The organism is Dawidia soli, assembly GCF_018598185.1.
Lineage (GTDB): Bacteria > Bacteroidota > Bacteroidia > Cytophagales > Cyclobacteriaceae > Ohtaekwangia > Ohtaekwangia soli.
In genome coordinates, this window is record NZ_JAHESC010000001.1 from 279,518 (window position 1) to 297,644 (window position 18,127).

Sequence of the window (18,127 nt, forward strand, 5' to 3'; positions counted from 1 at the left end):
TTTAGAATTTTATTACCAACGCTACGCCTGATTGCCGGCCGAGGATCGCGTCTTGTTCGATCAGGGGTTCCAGGCGGACCTGGAGGTTGGGGTTGACGTCGAATTCTTTGAGGTGGGCGTCGACGTGGGCGTCGACGATCTGGAGTAAGTATACCGCGCCGGCCATGATGAGCCAGAAGTCGCGTTGGCGGCGGTAGGAGTTGACGATCGTGCGGAGCTGGCCGGTGGAGAGGTCGCTTTCGGCGTTCAGGTAGTTTTCGTTGTTGGGGGCTTCGTTGATGTTGTCGAAGAGCTGCGACTTATACTTCTTGTAACCGTTCTGGTAGAAGCCGATGGCGTACCCCAGGGCGCCGAATCCGCCGTAGACCAGCGGCAGCTTCCAGTACTTTTTGTTGTAGATCTGGCCAAGGCCCGGCAGCACGGCGGCGTAGAGCAGGGCTTTGCGCGGGTCGTAGCGGGTGGCGTACGACTTAATGAGGACCGTGTCCTGGGCGCGTTCAATGTAGATGCTGTCGTCTGCCGTGTTGGGTGCCGCGGGGGCTACCTCCTGCGCCTGGACGGCGGCAGGAAGGAGGAACAACAGGAGCAGACAGCACAGCGATAGTTTCTTCATGGGGTTGACGGCACGCAAAACGGTGTCAAGTTACCGAAACCTGAGGAAACTACCAGTGTTACAGCCCGACTTTCAGGATGTCTAACACGCGGTTCAGGTCTTCGACCGACAGGAAGGGTATTTTGATCTCACCACGTTTGCCGTCGCTTTTTACAACAACTCGAGTGCCAAAGTATGACGAAAGCTTGGACTGGAGCTGTTGGATCTCGCGCGATACGGGTTGTGCCGCTGAAGAGGCCCCGGTCTCGCCCTTGGTCGACTGGCTCTTCTCCGACATTTCGCGCACCAGTTCTTCTACCTTGCGCACGGAGAGGTCTTCTTCCAGGGTCTTTTTGAAGATGTAAAGCTGTTCTTCGGGATTCTCTATGCTGATGATCGCCCGTGCCTGGCCCATGGAAAGCTTGTTGTCGCGCACCGCGATCTGGATGTCGGGCGGCAGCTTGAGCAGGCGCAGGTAGTTGGTTACCGTGGTGCGGTTCTTGCCCACGCGCTCGCCCAGCTCTTCCTGCTTGAGGTTACACTCGGTCAGCAGCCGCTGGTAGCTGAGGGCGATTTCGATGGCGTTGAGGTTCTCGCGCTGGATGTTTTCGATCAGCGCCATTTCCAGCATCTGCTGGTCGTCGGCGGAGCGAATGTAGGCCGGTATGGCTTTCAGGCCGGCGAGCTTGGACGCCTGAAAGCGGCGCTCACCGGAGATCAGCTGGTACTGATTCTGGGCCAGGCGGCGTACGGTGATCGGCTGGATGATGCCGTGTACCGTAATGGATTCGGCCAGCTCGAGCAACGCCTCCTGGTCGAAGTGCGAGCGCGGCTGGAAGGGGTTCACTTCGATCTCTTCGACCGGGATCTCGATAATCGCACCTACCGTCGGCACCGGCGGAGCGGGGGCCACGGCGACAGGTTGTTCAGCTGTGAGGTTGACGCCCGCAGCAATGGCTGCGTCGGCGGCGTCTACCGCAACGTCTGTTTCTAGTTTATCGTCCGAGGAGTTGTCGCTTAGAAGAGCGCTCAGTCCCCGGCCTAATGCTTTCTTTTTACTCATTTCGACAGGCCGTTTTTATCTAGTACTTCGTTGGCCAGGTTCAGGTAGCTAATCGCACCTTTGCTTTCCGCATCGTGAACAATGGCCGGCAGACCAAAGCTGGGCGACTCGCTCAGCTTAACATTCCGTGGGATGATCGTATTGAACGTCATCTTCTGGAAGTGTGTCCGTACCTCTTCGACTACCTGGTTGCCCAGGCTGGTACGTGAATCATATAACGTCAACAAGATGCCTTCTATTTCAAGCTTCGGGTTCAACCGTGTTTGAATGATCTTGATCGTGTTCAACAATTTGCCGAGACCTTCCAGGGCGAAATATTCACACTGTACCGGGATGATGACCGAGTCGGCGGCGGTGAGCGCGTTGATGGTGATCAGACCCAGCGACGGCGAGCAGTCGATGATGATGAAGTCGTACTCGTCGCGGACGATGCCCAGGGCATCGCGCATCTTTTCCTCGCGGCGTTCGATGCTGACCATTTCGACTTCGGCACCTACCAGGTCGATGTGTGAAGGCAGGATGTCGAGGTACTTCAGGTCGTTCTTCACGAGTGCGTCCTTCGGGTTCACGCCGTCTACCATACATTCGTAGATACCCTGCGTTACATCTTTAGGATTTAGACCGAGCCCGGAAGTGGAGTTGGCCTGCGGATCGGCATCGACCAGCAACGTGCGTTTCTCCAGTACGGCTAAGCTTGCAGCCAGGTTAATAGCTGAAGTTGTTTTTCCGACACCACCTTTTTGATTGGCAATGGCAATGATTTTTCCCATTCAAGAATGACGTTTAAAAAATAAAAAGCCCGTCCGGGTCTAAACGGACGGGCACAAAGATATGGTAAAAGTGATCGGAGCGTGGAACATCGTGGAACGTGTTATCCACAATCGCTGCACAAATCACCGACAATTTTGTTGACGATTGTCGGCAACTTTTGTGCTTTTCGCATCCTATACTTGAACGATTTGCGTTAAGCGCTTCGTTACCAATTATTTCACGCTATTTCAGGGATTTCGTCTGCGATATACGCAAAAGGTAACCGCTGAATCAGCCTTTTCTTTTCTTTTTCTCTTCGTCGGCTTTGCGGCGGGCTTCTTCACCGGCCTTCATCGCTTCTTCCAGCTTGCTCATGAATTTCGACTTCTTGCCGCCGCCGTTGGCTGCGTTCTTCTTTTTGTTCTCTTCCATGATCGCACGGATCTTGTCTTCGTCTACGAAGCGTTTAATCACGGCTTGCTGTGCGAATGTTACCAGGTTAGAGACAAAGTAATAGAACGTCAGACCCGCCGAGAACGAGTTCAGGAAAAAGAAGAAGATCACGGGCATGACATACGACATCGACTTCATCGGTCCCTGTACCGACGACATCTGGTTGTTCTGCCAGGTATAGATCAGCGTCGAGATGGTCATGATGAGGGTGAATAAGCTGATGTGGTTTCCGACGCCAAAGGGAATGGCGAACGGCAGCTGGATCAGCGAGTCGTAGGTGGAAAGGTCTTCCGCCCACAGGAACGGTTGCTGCCGCAGTTCGATGCTGGCGGGGAAGAGGTAGAACATCGCGAACAGGATCGGCATCTGTAACAGTACCGGCACGCAACCGCTGATAGGGTTTACACCCACCTGCGAATACAGCTTCATTTGCTCCTGCTGTACTTTGGCCATGTCGTCGCCCACGCGTGCTTTGATCTCGTCCAGTTCGGGCTTCAGCACTTTCATTTTGGCCATGCTGAGGTACGAACGGTAGGAGAGGGGGAACAACACCAGCTTCAGCAGGATCACCAGGATGATGATGATCAGGCCGTAGTTGCCGATGTACAGTGTCAGGAAGTGGAACACCGGGAAGATGACGAACTTGTTGATCCAGTATACCGGGCGCCAGCCGAGGTATACGTTCTTGGCGAAGTCTTCTGTTACCTTGCCGATGACCTGATAGTCGTTCGGGCCGAAGTAGAATTTAAAGCTTGCTTTACCTTCGGCCAGGGCCTTTTTGGAAATGGTCAGCTGGAGGTTGGCTTGTTTTACCAGCGACGAGTCGGCGGTGTTGACTGCGGTCTGTACTTCGCCGCCGGTGAACGGTGTTCCGTTGGCGATGATCGACGACAGGAAGAATTTACGTTTAATAGCCACCCAGTTGAGCGGTGTGGCGATCTTTTCGTTTTCGGTGCCGGTGCTGCGCGCGGAAAGCTCGTCAAAGCCTTCTTCGTGCCCGTAGTAGGTCACCGTGGTGTTGTTGCGTGTATCGGTCAGGTCTTTCTCGAGGGGGCGAATGGCGTCGGCCCAACGGAAGGTCAGCTGGTCGGTGCCCAGCAGCTTGTCAAAGCCTTTGCTGACCAGCTGGTATTGAATTTCGTGGCCTGCATCCGGGACCTTGTATACATGGGCCAGGCTCGCACCGTTGCTCAACGTCGCGGTAAAGGTCAGCACCGTGGTGTCGCCTTCTTTCTTTTGCTCGGGCCGGTAGTACAGGGTGTAGAGGTCGATCTCACGGCCCTGGTACTGTGTCGACAGGTTGAATGCGGTGGAAAGCGGCTGCACGAGCAGCAACGGCTTTTGGTCATAGGTCTTGAACTTCTTGAGCTCCAGCGCGCGGATGATACCGCCGTGGTTGGTGAATTCTACGCGAAGGTCGTTGGTCTCTACCGTGGTCGCAGCGTCGGTACCTTTCATCGCCGCGGAGAGATCGCCGTAGGTAGCCGCCAGGATGCTGTCGCTGGCTTCGGGCTCGCCTTTCACAACGACGGCAGAAGAGTCTGTGGCGGCGATGCGTTGCTCGGTAGCGGTGGGGGCTTTCGGAGCCTCTTGGGGCTTCGGCGCAAACCAATAAAAATATGCCAGTAAAAGGCCGGCAATTAAGGTAAGGCCAATCGCGGAATTCCTATCCATCGTGTCTGTATACTTAAATGATTACTTGTTCAATGATTTTTTGTGTTCCAGCGACGCCTCGACGAACTTCACGAACAGCGGGTGCGGGTTCAGCACGGTGCTGCGCAGCTCGGGATGGTATTGCACGCCCACAAACCACGGGTGGTCTTTCAGCTCGACCACTTCCACCAGACCTGAGTCGGGGTTGGTTCCGACGGCTTTCAGGCCGGCTTCTTCGATCTGCTCCAGGTATTTGTTGTTAAACTCATACCGGTGGCGGTGCCGTTCTTCGATCTGCGACTCGCCGTAGGCGGCGTAGGCCTTGCTTCCTTTCTTCAGCTTACAGGTATAGGCACCAAGACGCATGGTACCGCCTTTTATTGTGATCTTCTTTTGTTCCTCCATCATGTCGATGACAGGGTTCTTGGTCTTGGGGTTCAGCTCGGTGGAGCTGGCCTCGAGGCCCAGCACGTGGCGCGCGAACTCCACCACGCAGCACTGCATGCCCAGGCAGATCCCAAAGAACGGAACCTTGTTTTCGCGCACGTAGCGGATGGCTTCGATCTTGCCTTCCAGGCCGCGTTCGCCAAAGCCGGGCGCTACCAGCACACCGTCCAGCCGTTCCAGCACAGACGCTACGCTTTCTTTGGAGATCTCTTCCGAGGAGATCCACTTCACGTTCACCTTGCAGTCGTTCTCGGCACCGGCGTGCACGAAGGCTTCGGCAATGGATTTATAGGCATCGGGCAGGGATACATATTTGCCCACAATGCCGACTGTCACTTCGTTTACGGGATTCTTGAGCTTGCCCAGGAACGATTTCCATTGCTCCAGGTGCGGCTCCTCTTTGGAGGTCACTTTGAGCTTGGACAGCACACGTTCGTCCAGCTTTTCTTTGCGCATCAGGATCGGCACATCATAGATCGTTTCGGCATCCATGGCTTCGATCACCGAGTTGATGTGTACGTTACAGAAGAGCGCCAGCTTTTTGCGGATCTCCTGCGGCAGCGGCATTTCGGTGCGGCATACCAGGATATCGGGTTGAATACCGGCTTCCAGCAATTCTTTTACGGAATGTTGGGTGGGCTTTGTTTTAAGCTCCTTGGCGGCATTCAGGTAGGGGATCAGCGTCAGGTGAATGACGATGGAGTGGTTGGGCGGCAGGTCGTATTTTACCTGGCGCACGGCTTCGATGAAGGGCAGCGACTCGATGTCGCCCACGCAACCACCGATCTCCGTAATAATAAAATCGTATTCACCGCTTTCTCCCAGCAGGAAGATGTTGCGTTTGATCTCGTCTGTGATGTGGGGCACTACCTGCACGGTCTTGCCGAGGTACTCGCCTTTGCGCTCCTTGGTGATGACGTTGTTGTAGACACGGCCCGTGGTGATGTTGTTGGCCTGGGAGGTGCGCACGTTGAGAAAACGCTCGTAGTGGCCCAGGTCGAGATCGGTCTCGGCGCCATCGTCCGTTACGTAGCACTCGCCGTGCTCGTACGGGTTGAGCGTGCCCGGATCGATGTTGATGTAGGGATCGAATTTCTGGATCGTTACTTTAAAGCCCCGAGCCTGAAGCAGTTGCGCCAGCGATGCGGCAATAATTCCTTTCCCCAAAGAAGACGTAACACCCCCGGTTACAAAGATGTATTTGGCAGTAGATGACATAGATTAATGAAGCAGCCTGAGTAAACCGGGTGCAAAGGTAGCCTTTTCGAGACAATAATTACGTGCAATTCGAAAGTTCACCCACAAAAGAATACCCGCCGCCACAGCGTTGCCGGGGCGATTTTGCAGGTGCCCGCGATGGCATTATTTAATTTCGAAATGTCTTCAAAAACAGTGGGCATAGGGTTGGATTTCGCGTAAAGTGTGGAAAAAGGTGTGGAATCAGCCCAAATACGGCATTTCCCGGTTACCTTCCTTTTTTTTCGTTGTATTCACCAACCGACCGGTCGTGCACAAAACGCCAGCCCGGCGGGCGCCAGCCATTTTTTGCCGTAGTTTTGGATTAACCTATCTAAGTTCCTTTTAAAAATGAGCCCTTTTTCCCCTCTAAGAGCTGCTTTTTTATTCGTCATTATTTTCGTGGGGCTGCCGGGGTTGCTGCATGCTGCGCCGCCGACAATCTCCGATGTCCACATGACGGGTGTGATGGAGCGAAACCATGACGTCACCGTTGAATACACCTTTTCTGACCCTGAAGGCAGCGCAAATGCATCTTTATATCAATGGTTCCGGTATGACGACAATTGCGGTAGTAATCCTGTAGCTATTATTGGTGCTACCGCCAAAACTTACCGACTTACCAATGCCGACGTGGGCAAACATATCGGTGTTCGTGTGACCGCCCGTGATGCATCCGGTGAGACGGGCAACATCGAAACCTTCCAACCCTGGTCGTGCGGCGCCGGCGCTGGCGACCCGAGTACGTCCAATGCGGTTATTCCAACCGGTTCGAGCTGTACAAAGCCCGACGGCACCGGCTCGCCGGACCCTTCCATCACCCTCGATGCGGGCGATCGCTCCTGTTCGCCCCGCACTATTACCCTTACCGTGCGGTACCGTGGCATCGACTACACCATTCCAACCAACGCGCCCACGATTTATGTTGACTGGGGCGACGGTCCAATTCAGTCGTATCCGGCTACTATCGTCGACATCCGCGAAACGAACGAAATGCGGCAACAGTGGATGGTGCAGGTGAATCACACCTACGACTATCGCGCCGGCAGTACGGCATCGACGATTCCCGGCGAGCGTTGTACATACACCATCCGCACATCATACGGTCGACCGGCGGGCCACTGTTTTGGCACCAAATTCGAGGCTGTAAAAGTGCCTGTGTGGGACACCGAAGACAACGCTCAGCTCGGTACGTTCGATATCAATCACCAGGCAGGTACCGCCGGCAGCGAGGCTAATCCGCCTGCGCCCCTGCCGGCCAACGGCGAGAACGTCAACATCTGTGAAGGCGACACGAGCCCCATTCGCCTGGTCGACAACACCGATTTCAACTGTACCCCTGGCGGCACGCAGGTCGAAAATCCCAACCCGAACAGTCGCGGTCGTTGGATGCAATGGGTATATGGTTCCACATCGTCCGTGACGGCACCCGGCGGGGCAGATGGCAGTATCATCATCAACGGTGTATCTTATACCGCGGCGCAATTGCCTGTATATGGCCGTCCGTTCTATCAACCGCAACCGTTTACCGGGCCGGCTACCTTACAGACCGACGACATACGGATGCCGGTCTCGGCAAACCCCAACGAACAATTCGTCGTTACGCTACGCACCTGGAATACCTGTAATCCATTCGACCGGGATCTGGGCGTGGACGGCTGCGGCCTAAATCCGGCACAGGGAGGCACCAACAACCAATTCGAAATATACGGGGGAACGTACCAGCCGGGCACTTCCGATGCTTGTCAACCGATGCCCACCGGATCTTATTTTGCACATAACAATCCCGTCGCCCGCGACTATACGATCACGGTGGTAGATTCGCCGGACCCGCCCGTAGCGCCGGATCTGGCGATATGCCACAACGGCACGCGTACCCTTAGCGTTGTGCCCGTCGCGGGTATGACCTATAAGTGGTATCTCAACGCTACCGATGCCTTGACGGCGGCCAACGTGGTGGGCACTGGCCCGACGTTCACCCCTGCCGATGCACAGGCGCCCATAGGCAGTACGCGCTTCTGGGTGACGTCATCGATGGTATATCCCGCCCAGGGCAACATCTCGTGTGTGAGCGATACGTCCATTGTCAGCTTAACCCGGCGTGAAAATATCAGCGCCCAGCCGCCTGCGCTTATCTCGCCGGCGACGGATGTCTGCCCGAACACGACCTATACGTATTCTTTGCCTAACGATCCCGCCACCGAGGCCTTCGGAGGCGCTACCGAATTTGCCTGGACAATCACCGGTGCTGCGACGATCACCGGTGGACAAGGTACCCGGCAGATTTCGATCCTGACAAGCAACGTGACAGTGAACTCCACTTTTACACTCCGCGTAGTGCGGCAGTGGACGACGGCGCCCATTTGTCCGTCGCAGGTACGCGAGATCACGGTAAATATTCGTCCGCGGCCTACTCCGAATATTCAGCCAGATCCGGTCAGCCTCTGTGAAGGCGAGACGGTGCAGGTCAACGGCAATCCCAATAACCCGTTTGGTACGATCGCTTCGCATAGCTGGACGGGGTTGAGCGTCGGTACTTTATTGGATGATCCGACCGTGCAGCAACCGAATATTCTCACGACGGCCTCTTCCGGTTCGTATACGATTACCTACACTGTCATCAACAGCATTGGCTGTTCGGGCACCGACAACGTCAATGTCGTGATCACGCCCGGTTTGCAAAACGTATCGGCCGGCCCGAACCAAAACCTTTGCTTCACGGCGCCACCGCTGACGACGACGTTGGCTGCGGCGACTCCATCAGCCGGAACGGGTACCTGGTCATACGTAAGCGGCCCGGATAACACCCCCACGTTTACGAATGTCAACCAGCACGACAGCAAAGTGACGGTAGACCTGCCGGGCCGGTATGTATTTGAATGGGAAGTTACTTCCGGTTCATGTACGCGGGCCTCGACGGTGCAGATCGACTTCGGCCGGGAGCCGGCACAGCCGACCGCGAACGACATCGCCTTCTGCGGTCTGACAGGGGCGCTGAACGGGAGCGCTCCTACCTTCGAGCAGTCGAAGTGGAGCTATGTGAGCGGCCCTGCCGGTGGCACCGTGTCTTTTGACGACGATACCAAACCCACGGCGCAGGCAACGGCTACCGTGTATGGTACGTATCGATTGCGGTGGGAGTATAGCAGTGGTTCCGGTACCGGTGCTTGTGCGCCGAAGTTTGTAAATGTGAATGTGGTTTTTAGCAGACCCGCCACGGCGACGCTACCGGGTACGGGTTTTGTCGCCTGTGTGGATGAAACGACGCTTGCGCCGATAGCCCTGGCAGTGGGCAGCGTTGGCGGCAGCGCGACACAAGCTCGCTGGGAAGTTATAACAGGGAGCGGAGTGTTTACGAGCAACAATGCAACCCCGGGGGCTATACTGGCGGCGGGGTCGCTGACCGATGCATACAAGCCGACGGCAGCGGATTTTCTGGCCGGCGCGGTCACGGTGCGGCTGGTGGGCATAGATCCCGACGGTGCCGGGCCCTGTGCGAACGTGAACAGCAGCAACATGACGATCACGCTCGATCGCAAGCCGGCCGCGGCCACGGTCGGTGCGGATATCAATATATGCGAGGGCAGCTCGGCTACGCTCAATGCCACGGCGGCGACCAACAATGGTACGGGTACATGGACCGGCACGGGTGGAACGATCGCGGCCACGCACAATCCAGCCTCGACGGTGACCAACCTGCCGGTGTCGGGCTCGCCGTATACGTTCACGTGGACCGTGACGAGCGCGCAGAACGGCAACGCCGGCGCCTGCGCCACCACCTCGGATGATGTACGGGTGATCGTCAATCCGCTGCCTGTGTTGGCTACGTTGCAATTCAACGACCTGTGTGAAACCACCGAAGGCAGCCTGAAGGCAACCGGCGTAACGCTGGCCGGCTATGACGCCCGGGTTGTGGGCGCGGCGAACGCGGCCGACCGCCAGGTGAAGTGGTATGCATCGGCTATTGCGCAAGTAAATAACGATCCGGCCGGGATCATCACCAGCTACGACATTTCCAACAACGATATACTATACATCCGCGTGATCGACCTGACCACCGGTGCCCTGGCCTGTAACACGCTGGCGCAAGTGCGGTTTGCGGTAAGCGGCCGCCCGGTGGCACGCGACCACAGCTTCTACTTCTGCGAAGAGGTTTCGCCGGGCGGTATCGGCATTGGCGAGGTACACGACATCGATCTGACGACCGCCGCGGTAGGAGACTCGCTCACGACGCTGGCGGCCGGCAGCCGCACCATCACCTGGTATAACACGCCCGTGGATGCCGACAACGGCATGAATGCCCTGGCCGCCAACGACATCGACCTGACGGCCAACCGCGTGCTCTATGCGCGCATCGAAGGCAGCACGACCAGCTGCTATAACGTGGCGGAGGTAAACCTTATTATCAAATCCGTGCCCGCACCGCCGGTGATCACCGGCAAGGCCGATCCGTGTATGAACAGCTCGGAGCTGTATACGGTCACGCAGGTATCGGGCGCAAAGTATCTCTGGACATACCCGCCGGAGTTTACGCACCTGGTGGGCGGAGAGGTTGGTAACAACTTCCTGTACCTGAGCTTCCCCAGCCTGCAAACCAAAGATATTACGGTCAAGCTGGAGGTCGACGGCTGCGAAAGCCTGGTGACGACAAAAACCATTACGGTATCAGACGACCCGAAGGGATATACCATCGATCCGCCGGCGGTGGTCTGTGCAGAGGGCACCTATCAATTCAAAGTATCGACGCCGTCGAACGGCTCTACCTATAACTGGGAGATCTTTCGACAGAGCGATGGTGCCGCCGGGGGTGGCGTGGTATCCAACGGACAGGGCAGTGCGACGGTATTGATCAACTTTGAAAGTCAGAATGTGCGCGTCAAGGTAACGGAGACAAACGCGTCGAACTGTCCGGCGGCGACACCGCCGGTGATCGACGTGGCGGTGCGTGCGAATCCGCAGATGGATAACGTCCTGACGGAGATCTGCAGTGGCCTGGACATTGGTGTTACACTCGACGTGAAAGCGGGTAGCGAACCGGCCTCCCTGTTCAACATTCAGGAACCTTTTATATACCCCGGCATTAACCCCGTGGTGCGGACGTTCGGCAACAACCAGCCGGGCCAGGCGCTGGCGCTCGATCGTTATGAGAATAAGACCATTGCGCAGACGCTGCCGGTGATATACCGCGTGCGTCCGGTAAGCGCGTACGGCTGTTTAGGCGAGGAGCGTACGGCGACCGTCAATATCAAGGCGGAGCCGGTGATGGATGTGAACCTGTCGGCGGCCGTGTGCAGCGACGAGGAAATCCGCATTACGCTGCGGTCGGCTACGGGCGCGTATGTGGCAGACAGGTTCTCGGTGGAGCAGATCACCTACGATCCGGCGTTGTTGACGCCGCTGCCTTTGCCGCCGGCTACGCCGAACCTGCCTGCGCTCAATACTTTGTTAACCGACAATGCAATTTACCAGAACCGCTGGCAGAATGTTACGGGTGCCTCCCAACAGATCGCCTATAAGATCCGGCCGTATAGCTCGACTACGCAGTGTTATGGCAACCCACCGGCCGATGTTATCGCGGTGATCCGGCCGAAGCCGCTGGTGACGGCGGTGCCGGCACAAGACGTCTGTAGTGGTGAGACGCTGGCGATCACGCTGCAGTCGGATAACCTGACGTCGCTGCAGTTCTCGGCCATCGTGCAGTATACCGGTACGCTGATCACCGGTGCGACGAACGACAATACCGGTGTGATCGACGACAAACTGGTCAACGGCGGCATTACGCTTGACCAGGTGCGCTACTCGATCACGGCGGTCGATCCGGCATATCCTACGTGCGTGGGACCTGCGCAGCTTATTACGATCAACGTGCGGCCTGCACCGACGGTGGCGAACATCAGCAAGACGGTATGCTCGGATACCCGGGGGGGCAATACCTATGTGGAAGATTTGTTGGACTTGCAGCCTTCGGCGGCATTGACCTATACCTGGCTTGCGCATGACGGCACGCCGATTCCAGCCGGCCAGCTCGGCGCCTATACGTTGGAGAACAACAAGGCGGTGACGATGCACGTGGTCGATCCGGATCCCAGCAGTGGCTGCTCGAAGGATGTGGAGGTGAAATACATCGTCAACCCGATGCCCCAGGTCAGCGCCACCGCCTTCAAGACCACAGACCCGCGCTTTAATATCACATGCAACGGTTTTGCCGACGGCCGCATCGACCTGTCGGCGCAGTACGGTACCAATCACACCTTTAGTACCGACGGGCTTACGTATGTGCCCGCACTGTTCTTCTCCGGGCTTTCTGCCGGTACCTATACCATCCGTACGCAAAACGCGGAAGGTTGTAAGGACTCTGTGGATGTAGCCATCGTTGCGCCGGATGCGATCATGCCTTCCACACCGGGCACGACACCGGTGAGCTGTTTCAACAGCCCGACACCGGATGGAAGGATTGCGATCACCGCAACGGGTGGTACGTCTGCCGGAGGCGGTGTGCCCTTGCAGTTTGGTTTGTTGCAAGACCCTACGGCTGTGTATAATCCTGCCACCGGCAGCTTTAGCGGCTTGCGTGCGAACCCGTCGTACACGGTCGTGATCCGCGATCGGAACGGTTGCCAGGTGATGGTGCCCAACATTGCCGTAACGCAGCCCGACGATCTGAAGATCAACGCCAGCATCACGTCAGACTATGACGGCAACGACGTAAGCTGTATGGGAGCCGCCGATGGGATCATTCAGGTGCTGGTGACGGACGGTACACCCACCTATACCTACGTGCTGGACCAGGACCTGACCAATACGACGGGTGCCACATCGGGTATATTTGAAAACCTGTCGGCGAACATCCTGTATACGGTCACGGCTACGGATGCCAACGGCTGTAAGAAAACCTCTGTCCCGCGCCTGCTCATCGAGCCGATGCCGCTGCTGCCGGGTGTGCTGGGCTTTGATCAGAACATCTGTGCCGGGTCGCCGACCGCGGCGTTTCAGGAGCTGTCACAACCGTATGGCGGTACCGGTGTCTATACCTATTATTGGGAAGAGTCGGCCGACAACGTTACGTTTGGTGCCGCGGCCGGCGCGAACACCGTAGCGGAATACGAACCGCCGGTACTGGCCACGGATCGGTACTATCGTCGTACGGTGACCTCGGGCACCAACCCGGCCTGTCCGACGGAGACATCGGAAACGCTGAAGGTAACGATCCGTGCGTTGCCGACGGCCACGCTGACCGCCAGCACCGACGCCGTTTGCCAGGGCGGCAACTTTACGCTCGACTTTAAATTCCCGACCGGGCAGGAGCCGTTCCGGTTTGAGTACAATAACGGTGTTACTCCTTCTAACCTCGTGGGGGGAGCCGATCGCCTGGTGCCGATCATAAACTATACGGCCACGCGTACCTATACGCTGACCAAGATCACCGATTTCTATGGATGTGAGGCGGTGGCTTTCCCGGCCCCGGTCACTGTAAACATGATCAACGTAGACGCCACGTTCGGACTGACGGAGCCTGCGTCGAAATGCAGTGGTGGTGTATATACCATTTCCCTCACGCCGCAGGCGAATGTAACGTACACCTTCAACTGGAACGACGGTACGCCAAACCTGGTAATCCCCGCCAATGCCTATCCGGCCGGAGTGCCGATCACGCCGGCGCCCACGCACATTTTCGAGTCCGCCAATGTCAACAGCGAAACACAAATACCCGTGATGCTGACGGCCACCAGCATCACGAGCACTCCGGAAGGGGCGTGTTCAAAATTCTCGTCGAAGAATGTGACGGTGTACCCGCGCATTTACCTGAACGTAACGGCTGACAAGACCGAGATGTGCAGCGACGAAGAGATCAAGATCACCAACGCGACGATCGGCGGTACCAGCCACGAATGGTTCTACCGGCATGCCGGGGTGACTGAGAAGCTGGATAACCGGAACCTTACGACACCTTCGTCGCAGTCGTTCAGGATCACGAACAACGGTCCGGCCAACCCGGATCCGTATGAGGTGGTATACATTGTGAAGAACGCAAATTGTCAGGAGACTGTCGTGTTGCCGATTGCGGTATACCAGGGCATGACGCCGTTGTTCAACTCGGCGGCTACTTCTTTCACGGGCGGTATGGCGTTTGCGGATTTCACCAACACGTCCACGCCGCTGGACGATAGCAAGTTCCGGTATGAATGGACCTTTGGCGAGGCGTCTAACCCGGCCAGCGAAGTCGGTATGAACCCCGGCCGTGTGCAATATACCTCGCGTGGTACGAAGACGATCGAGCTGACGATGATCAATCGGGCGGCTCCCGGTTGTTTCAAGAAGTTTCCGGGTACGCTGCTGATCACCCGCGGCGCGATTCTGGCGGACTTCACCTACACGCCGCAGGCGGTGTGTTTCCCGGCTACGATCGAGATCCTGGAAAACAAGTCCACGGGCGATCTGTTCGAGTGGAAGGTGACCGACAAGCTGGGCCGTGTAGTCAACACGTCGAACGAGGTGAAGCCTATCTTCGGAATCTCCAATCCGGGGGAATATGTCATTCACCTGAAGACGACCGATGCCTTTGATGGCACCACGGACGAGACCAGCAACGCCGACAAGCCTGTGCAGATCTTCGAGAATCCGTTTGCCGCGTTTGACGTCGTGCCCGACACGATCGTGTTTGTGCCCGACAATGTGGGGATCGAGATGCGTAACTACTCGCTGCGCGCCAGCGACTATACGTGGGATTTTGACGATGGTGCTAGCTCCATCGAGATCCAGCCCCTGCACAAGTATACCGAGGAGGGCAACTACCTCATCAAGCTGATCGCATCCTTCAACCACGGCATGAAGGACATAGACGGTGACGGCACGATCGACGGCCCGCTGGTTTGCTATGATACGGCTACGCAAACGATCATCGCCCGCACGGGTGGGCGGATCAAGATCCCCAATGCCTTTACGCCGGACCCGAGCGGCCCGAACGGGGGCTTTGGCAATGGCCTGTTTAACGATGTGTTCCGCCCGATCATGGAAGGCGTGGAGGAGTTCCACATGCAGATCTACGACCGGTGGGGCAACCTCATCTTTGAAAGCCGTGATGTGAACCAGGGCTGGGACGGTTACGACAAGAACGGCCGATTGTTACCGGCCGGTGTCTACGTATATAAGATCACGCTGCGGTTGTCTGACAGCCAGCGCACCACACAAGTAGGAGACGTAACCCTGATTCGCTAAGCGGCAAACGCGTATGAAAAACTTTACCAGCAAAATAGCCATCGTTGTTCTCGCGTGTTGCGCCTTGCTGCAACAGGCCCGGGCCCAGGATCCGCAGTTCTCGCAATACTACCAGGCGCCGCTGTATCTCAACCCCGGCTTTACGGGCATTACGCCACAGCAACGCCTGGTGTTCAACCACCGCATTCAGTGGCCCAGCCTGCCCAAGGCCTTTACAACCTATGCGGCATCGTACGACATCTTTGTCAACGAGTTGCGCAGCGGCTTCGGCATTTTGTTCACCACTGACAAGATGGGCACGGCAGGGTGGCGCACGACCAACGTCAACCTGATGTATTCATATAAAGTAAAGCTGACGGATAAGATCGTTTTCTCGCCGGGCTTATCCTTTGGGTATGGATCCAACGGCATCGACCGGAGCAAAATACGCCTGGGGGGTGACCTTTCGGTAGAATATGAAACGCCCGGCTCGTCGCTCGACCCGGAGGTGAGCAAGCTGGGACGTCATGAGTACTTCGACTTCGGATCCGGCTTTTTGATCTACAGCCGCTCGCTGTGGATCGGCGCGTCGTTCCTGCACATGAACATGCCGAACATCTCGGTGCTGAACAGCGAAAGTCAACTGCCCATGCGCACGAACATTCACGCCGGGGCGAAGCTCGACCTGAACCGCGGCCTTCGCAACGGCGGGCGCGCGTCGTACCTCACGCCGTCGTTCATTTATCGCATGCAGGGGCCGACGTTCTCACAGCTCGACCTGGGGGTGAACTATCACATCGACCCGGTGTCGGTAGGGGTATGGTACCGCGGCAAGCCGTTTGAGAAGTCGGTGTCAAACGGGCTGTCGCAGGATGCGCTCATTCTCACGCTGGGGCTATACTTCAAGCAGCTGTCGATCGGCTACAGCTACGACTTTACGATCTCGGAAATGCAGACCGCCTCGGGCGGCGCTCACGAGCTGTCGGTCGTGTTCGAGTTTTCATCCAAAGGCAACGAAAAGAAGAACAAGAAAAAATATAAGCTGATACCGTGTCCGACCTTCAACAGTAAGGAAGGTTTCTGGAACTAACGGCGTTACTGCAACAGGCGCGAGCGTGTTGCGAGTATGGCGATACCCGAACCGAGACAGGCAATGAGCGCGAACGAATAGCGTAGGCTTGCTACCTCGGCGATCCAGCCGATCACGGGCGGGCCCAACAAAAAGCCGAAGAAGCTGATGGTCGACACGGCCGCCAGCGCTACGCCGGGCGACATCGTGCCCGACTTGCCCGCGGCGCCGTACACCAGCGGCACTACCGACGACACACCAAAGCCTACGAGCAAAAAGCCGATCGTGGCGGTGATCATCATCGGAAAGAACACGGACACCAACAATCCCGTGGCGATCAGTGTACCGCTTAACTGCAACATCTTTTTACGTCCCAGCCGGTTTGACAGGGCATCGCCGATGAAACGACCGCCGGTCATGGTGCTCATGAAGGCGCCATAACCCAGCGTCACCAGCTTCTCGGGGGCTTCGACAATCTTCTGAAAATACACGCCGCTCCAGTCGAACATCGTGCCTTCGCTGGCCATGCCGAAGAAGCCGATGATGCCGAGGCGCAGCAACAAGCCATCGGGTTTGGCAAACAGCGGAGTGTCGCTCGAGCCGCGCATGGCCGGTAGCGTGCGTTTATACGCCAGGGCTACCAGCACAAAGACCAACCCGGCGATCATCGCGAAATGATGGGAGGGGGCGGTGTTTAAGGATACGAGGAACCATGCAATGGAAGCACCGGTAAAGCCGGCCAGGCTCCAGGCGCCGTGGAAGGAGGCCATGATGGACTTGCCATAGACGGCTTCGACGCCGATGGCCTGGGTGTTTACGGCGATGTTCACCAGGTTGCCGAAGAAGCCGAACATAAACAGCGCGCCGGTCAGCTGCCACCGGTCGGTTACAAGGCCGATCACCACCAGGGTGAGTGTGTACAACGAGGAGCCCACCAGCAGCATCCGGCGGCTGCCAAACCGTGTCACCAGCCAGCCCGACAGGGGCAGGCTTGTCATCAACCCCGCGGGTAGAGCAAAGAGGATCGTGCCCAGCTGCGCGTCGTTCAGCCCCAACAACACCTTAATATCCGGAATGCGGCTGGCCCAGGAGGCAAAGCAGAGGCCCTGCGTGAAGAAGAAGACGGTCACGGCCAGCCGGATCGCCACCTTGTTCTGTCGGGCGGCCGGCACGCGCGCCGACCCGAGGCCGCCGGTTTCGGCCACCGTGACGGCGGGGAGTTCAGATCCTTTGTTGTCTTCGCGGTCAATGCGGTTGCTATTCATAGAAGCGTGATTGTTTGGTATGCATGCCGATAAAAAATGTATGCCTTTTATCTGCGTGATTGTTGTAACATGAAATTTACAGAGAAAATACCAACGGTAGATGTCCGTGAATGGGATAGGTTTTGTTCACTTGTGAACAATATACGCTGTTTGAGAAGGGTCTTTACGACGCGGAAAAAAATATTTTCGAAAAAAACGGAGGGTATATATCAGAAAAACGGAGGTGTCCGCCGCTGCGAGGGTGATGTACGCTTTTGAACAAGCGATACACACGTCATCTTTTATCGCGCTTCGTGCCCGCATGGCGTGGGTTTTTGAGATGGATCATGTTGTTCGATAGTGTACGGTATAGCCGTGACGACAAGAGTATAGATGGGGTAGAAATAAAAATACCACCGATTGCG

Annotated in this window: 8 protein-coding genes; 2 read left to right on the forward strand and 6 right to left on the reverse strand. The window is 56.8% G+C overall.

The annotated features are described in order from the left end of the window. Window position 1: 1 nt before the first annotated feature. The 5 genes from KK078_RS01175 to KK078_RS01195 form a co-directional block, all read right to left on the reverse strand. Window positions 2-613 carry a DUF5683 domain-containing protein gene (locus tag KK078_RS01175; protein WP_254088394.1) on the reverse strand — a complete coding sequence of 204 codons (612 nt, stop codon included), beginning with the start codon at window positions 611-613 and terminating at the stop codon, window positions 2-4. 58 nt (window positions 614-671) lie between these two features. Then, entirely contained in the window at window positions 672-1,655 is a 984-nt protein-coding gene (locus KK078_RS01180) for a ParB/RepB/Spo0J family partition protein (RefSeq protein WP_254088395.1), read from the reverse strand. Next, window positions 1,652-2,425, reverse strand: a complete 774-nt coding sequence (locus tag KK078_RS01185; RefSeq protein WP_254088396.1) for a ParA family protein — start codon at window positions 2,423-2,425, stop codon at window positions 1,652-1,654. Before KK078_RS01185 ends, KK078_RS01180 begins: the two co-directional genes overlap by 4 nt. A 271-nt stretch (window positions 2,426-2,696) precedes the next feature. Continuing rightward, window positions 2,697-4,532, reverse strand: a complete 1,836-nt coding sequence (yidC, locus tag KK078_RS01190; RefSeq protein ID WP_254088397.1) for a membrane protein insertase YidC — start codon at window positions 4,530-4,532, stop codon at window positions 2,697-2,699. Window positions 4,533-4,553: 21 nt separating this feature from the next. After that, window positions 4,554-6,176, reverse strand: a complete 1,623-nt coding sequence (locus tag KK078_RS01195) for a CTP synthase (protein WP_254088398.1) — start codon at window positions 6,174-6,176, stop codon at window positions 4,554-4,556. Between the two features lie 651 nt (window positions 6,177-6,827). On the opposite strand from KK078_RS01195, the gene KK078_RS01200 reads away from it, so the two are divergent. Beyond that, on the forward strand, window positions 6,828-15,410 hold the full coding sequence (locus tag KK078_RS01200; RefSeq protein ID WP_254088399.1) for a PKD domain-containing protein: 8,583 nt from the start codon (window positions 6,828-6,830) through the stop codon (window positions 15,408-15,410). Between the two features lie 13 nt (window positions 15,411-15,423). Next, a complete protein-coding gene (locus KK078_RS01205) occupies window positions 15,424-16,479 on the forward strand; it encodes a PorP/SprF family type IX secretion system membrane protein (RefSeq protein ID WP_254088400.1) in 1,056 nt (351 codons plus the stop codon). 5 nt (window positions 16,480-16,484) lie between these two features. On the opposite strand, the gene KK078_RS01210 is transcribed toward KK078_RS01205, so the two are convergent. Next, complete coding sequence (locus tag KK078_RS01210; RefSeq protein WP_254088401.1) at window positions 16,485-17,723, reverse strand: MFS transporter; 1,239 nt, start codon at window positions 17,721-17,723, stop codon at window positions 16,485-16,487. Window positions 17,724-18,127 lie beyond the last annotated feature (404 nt).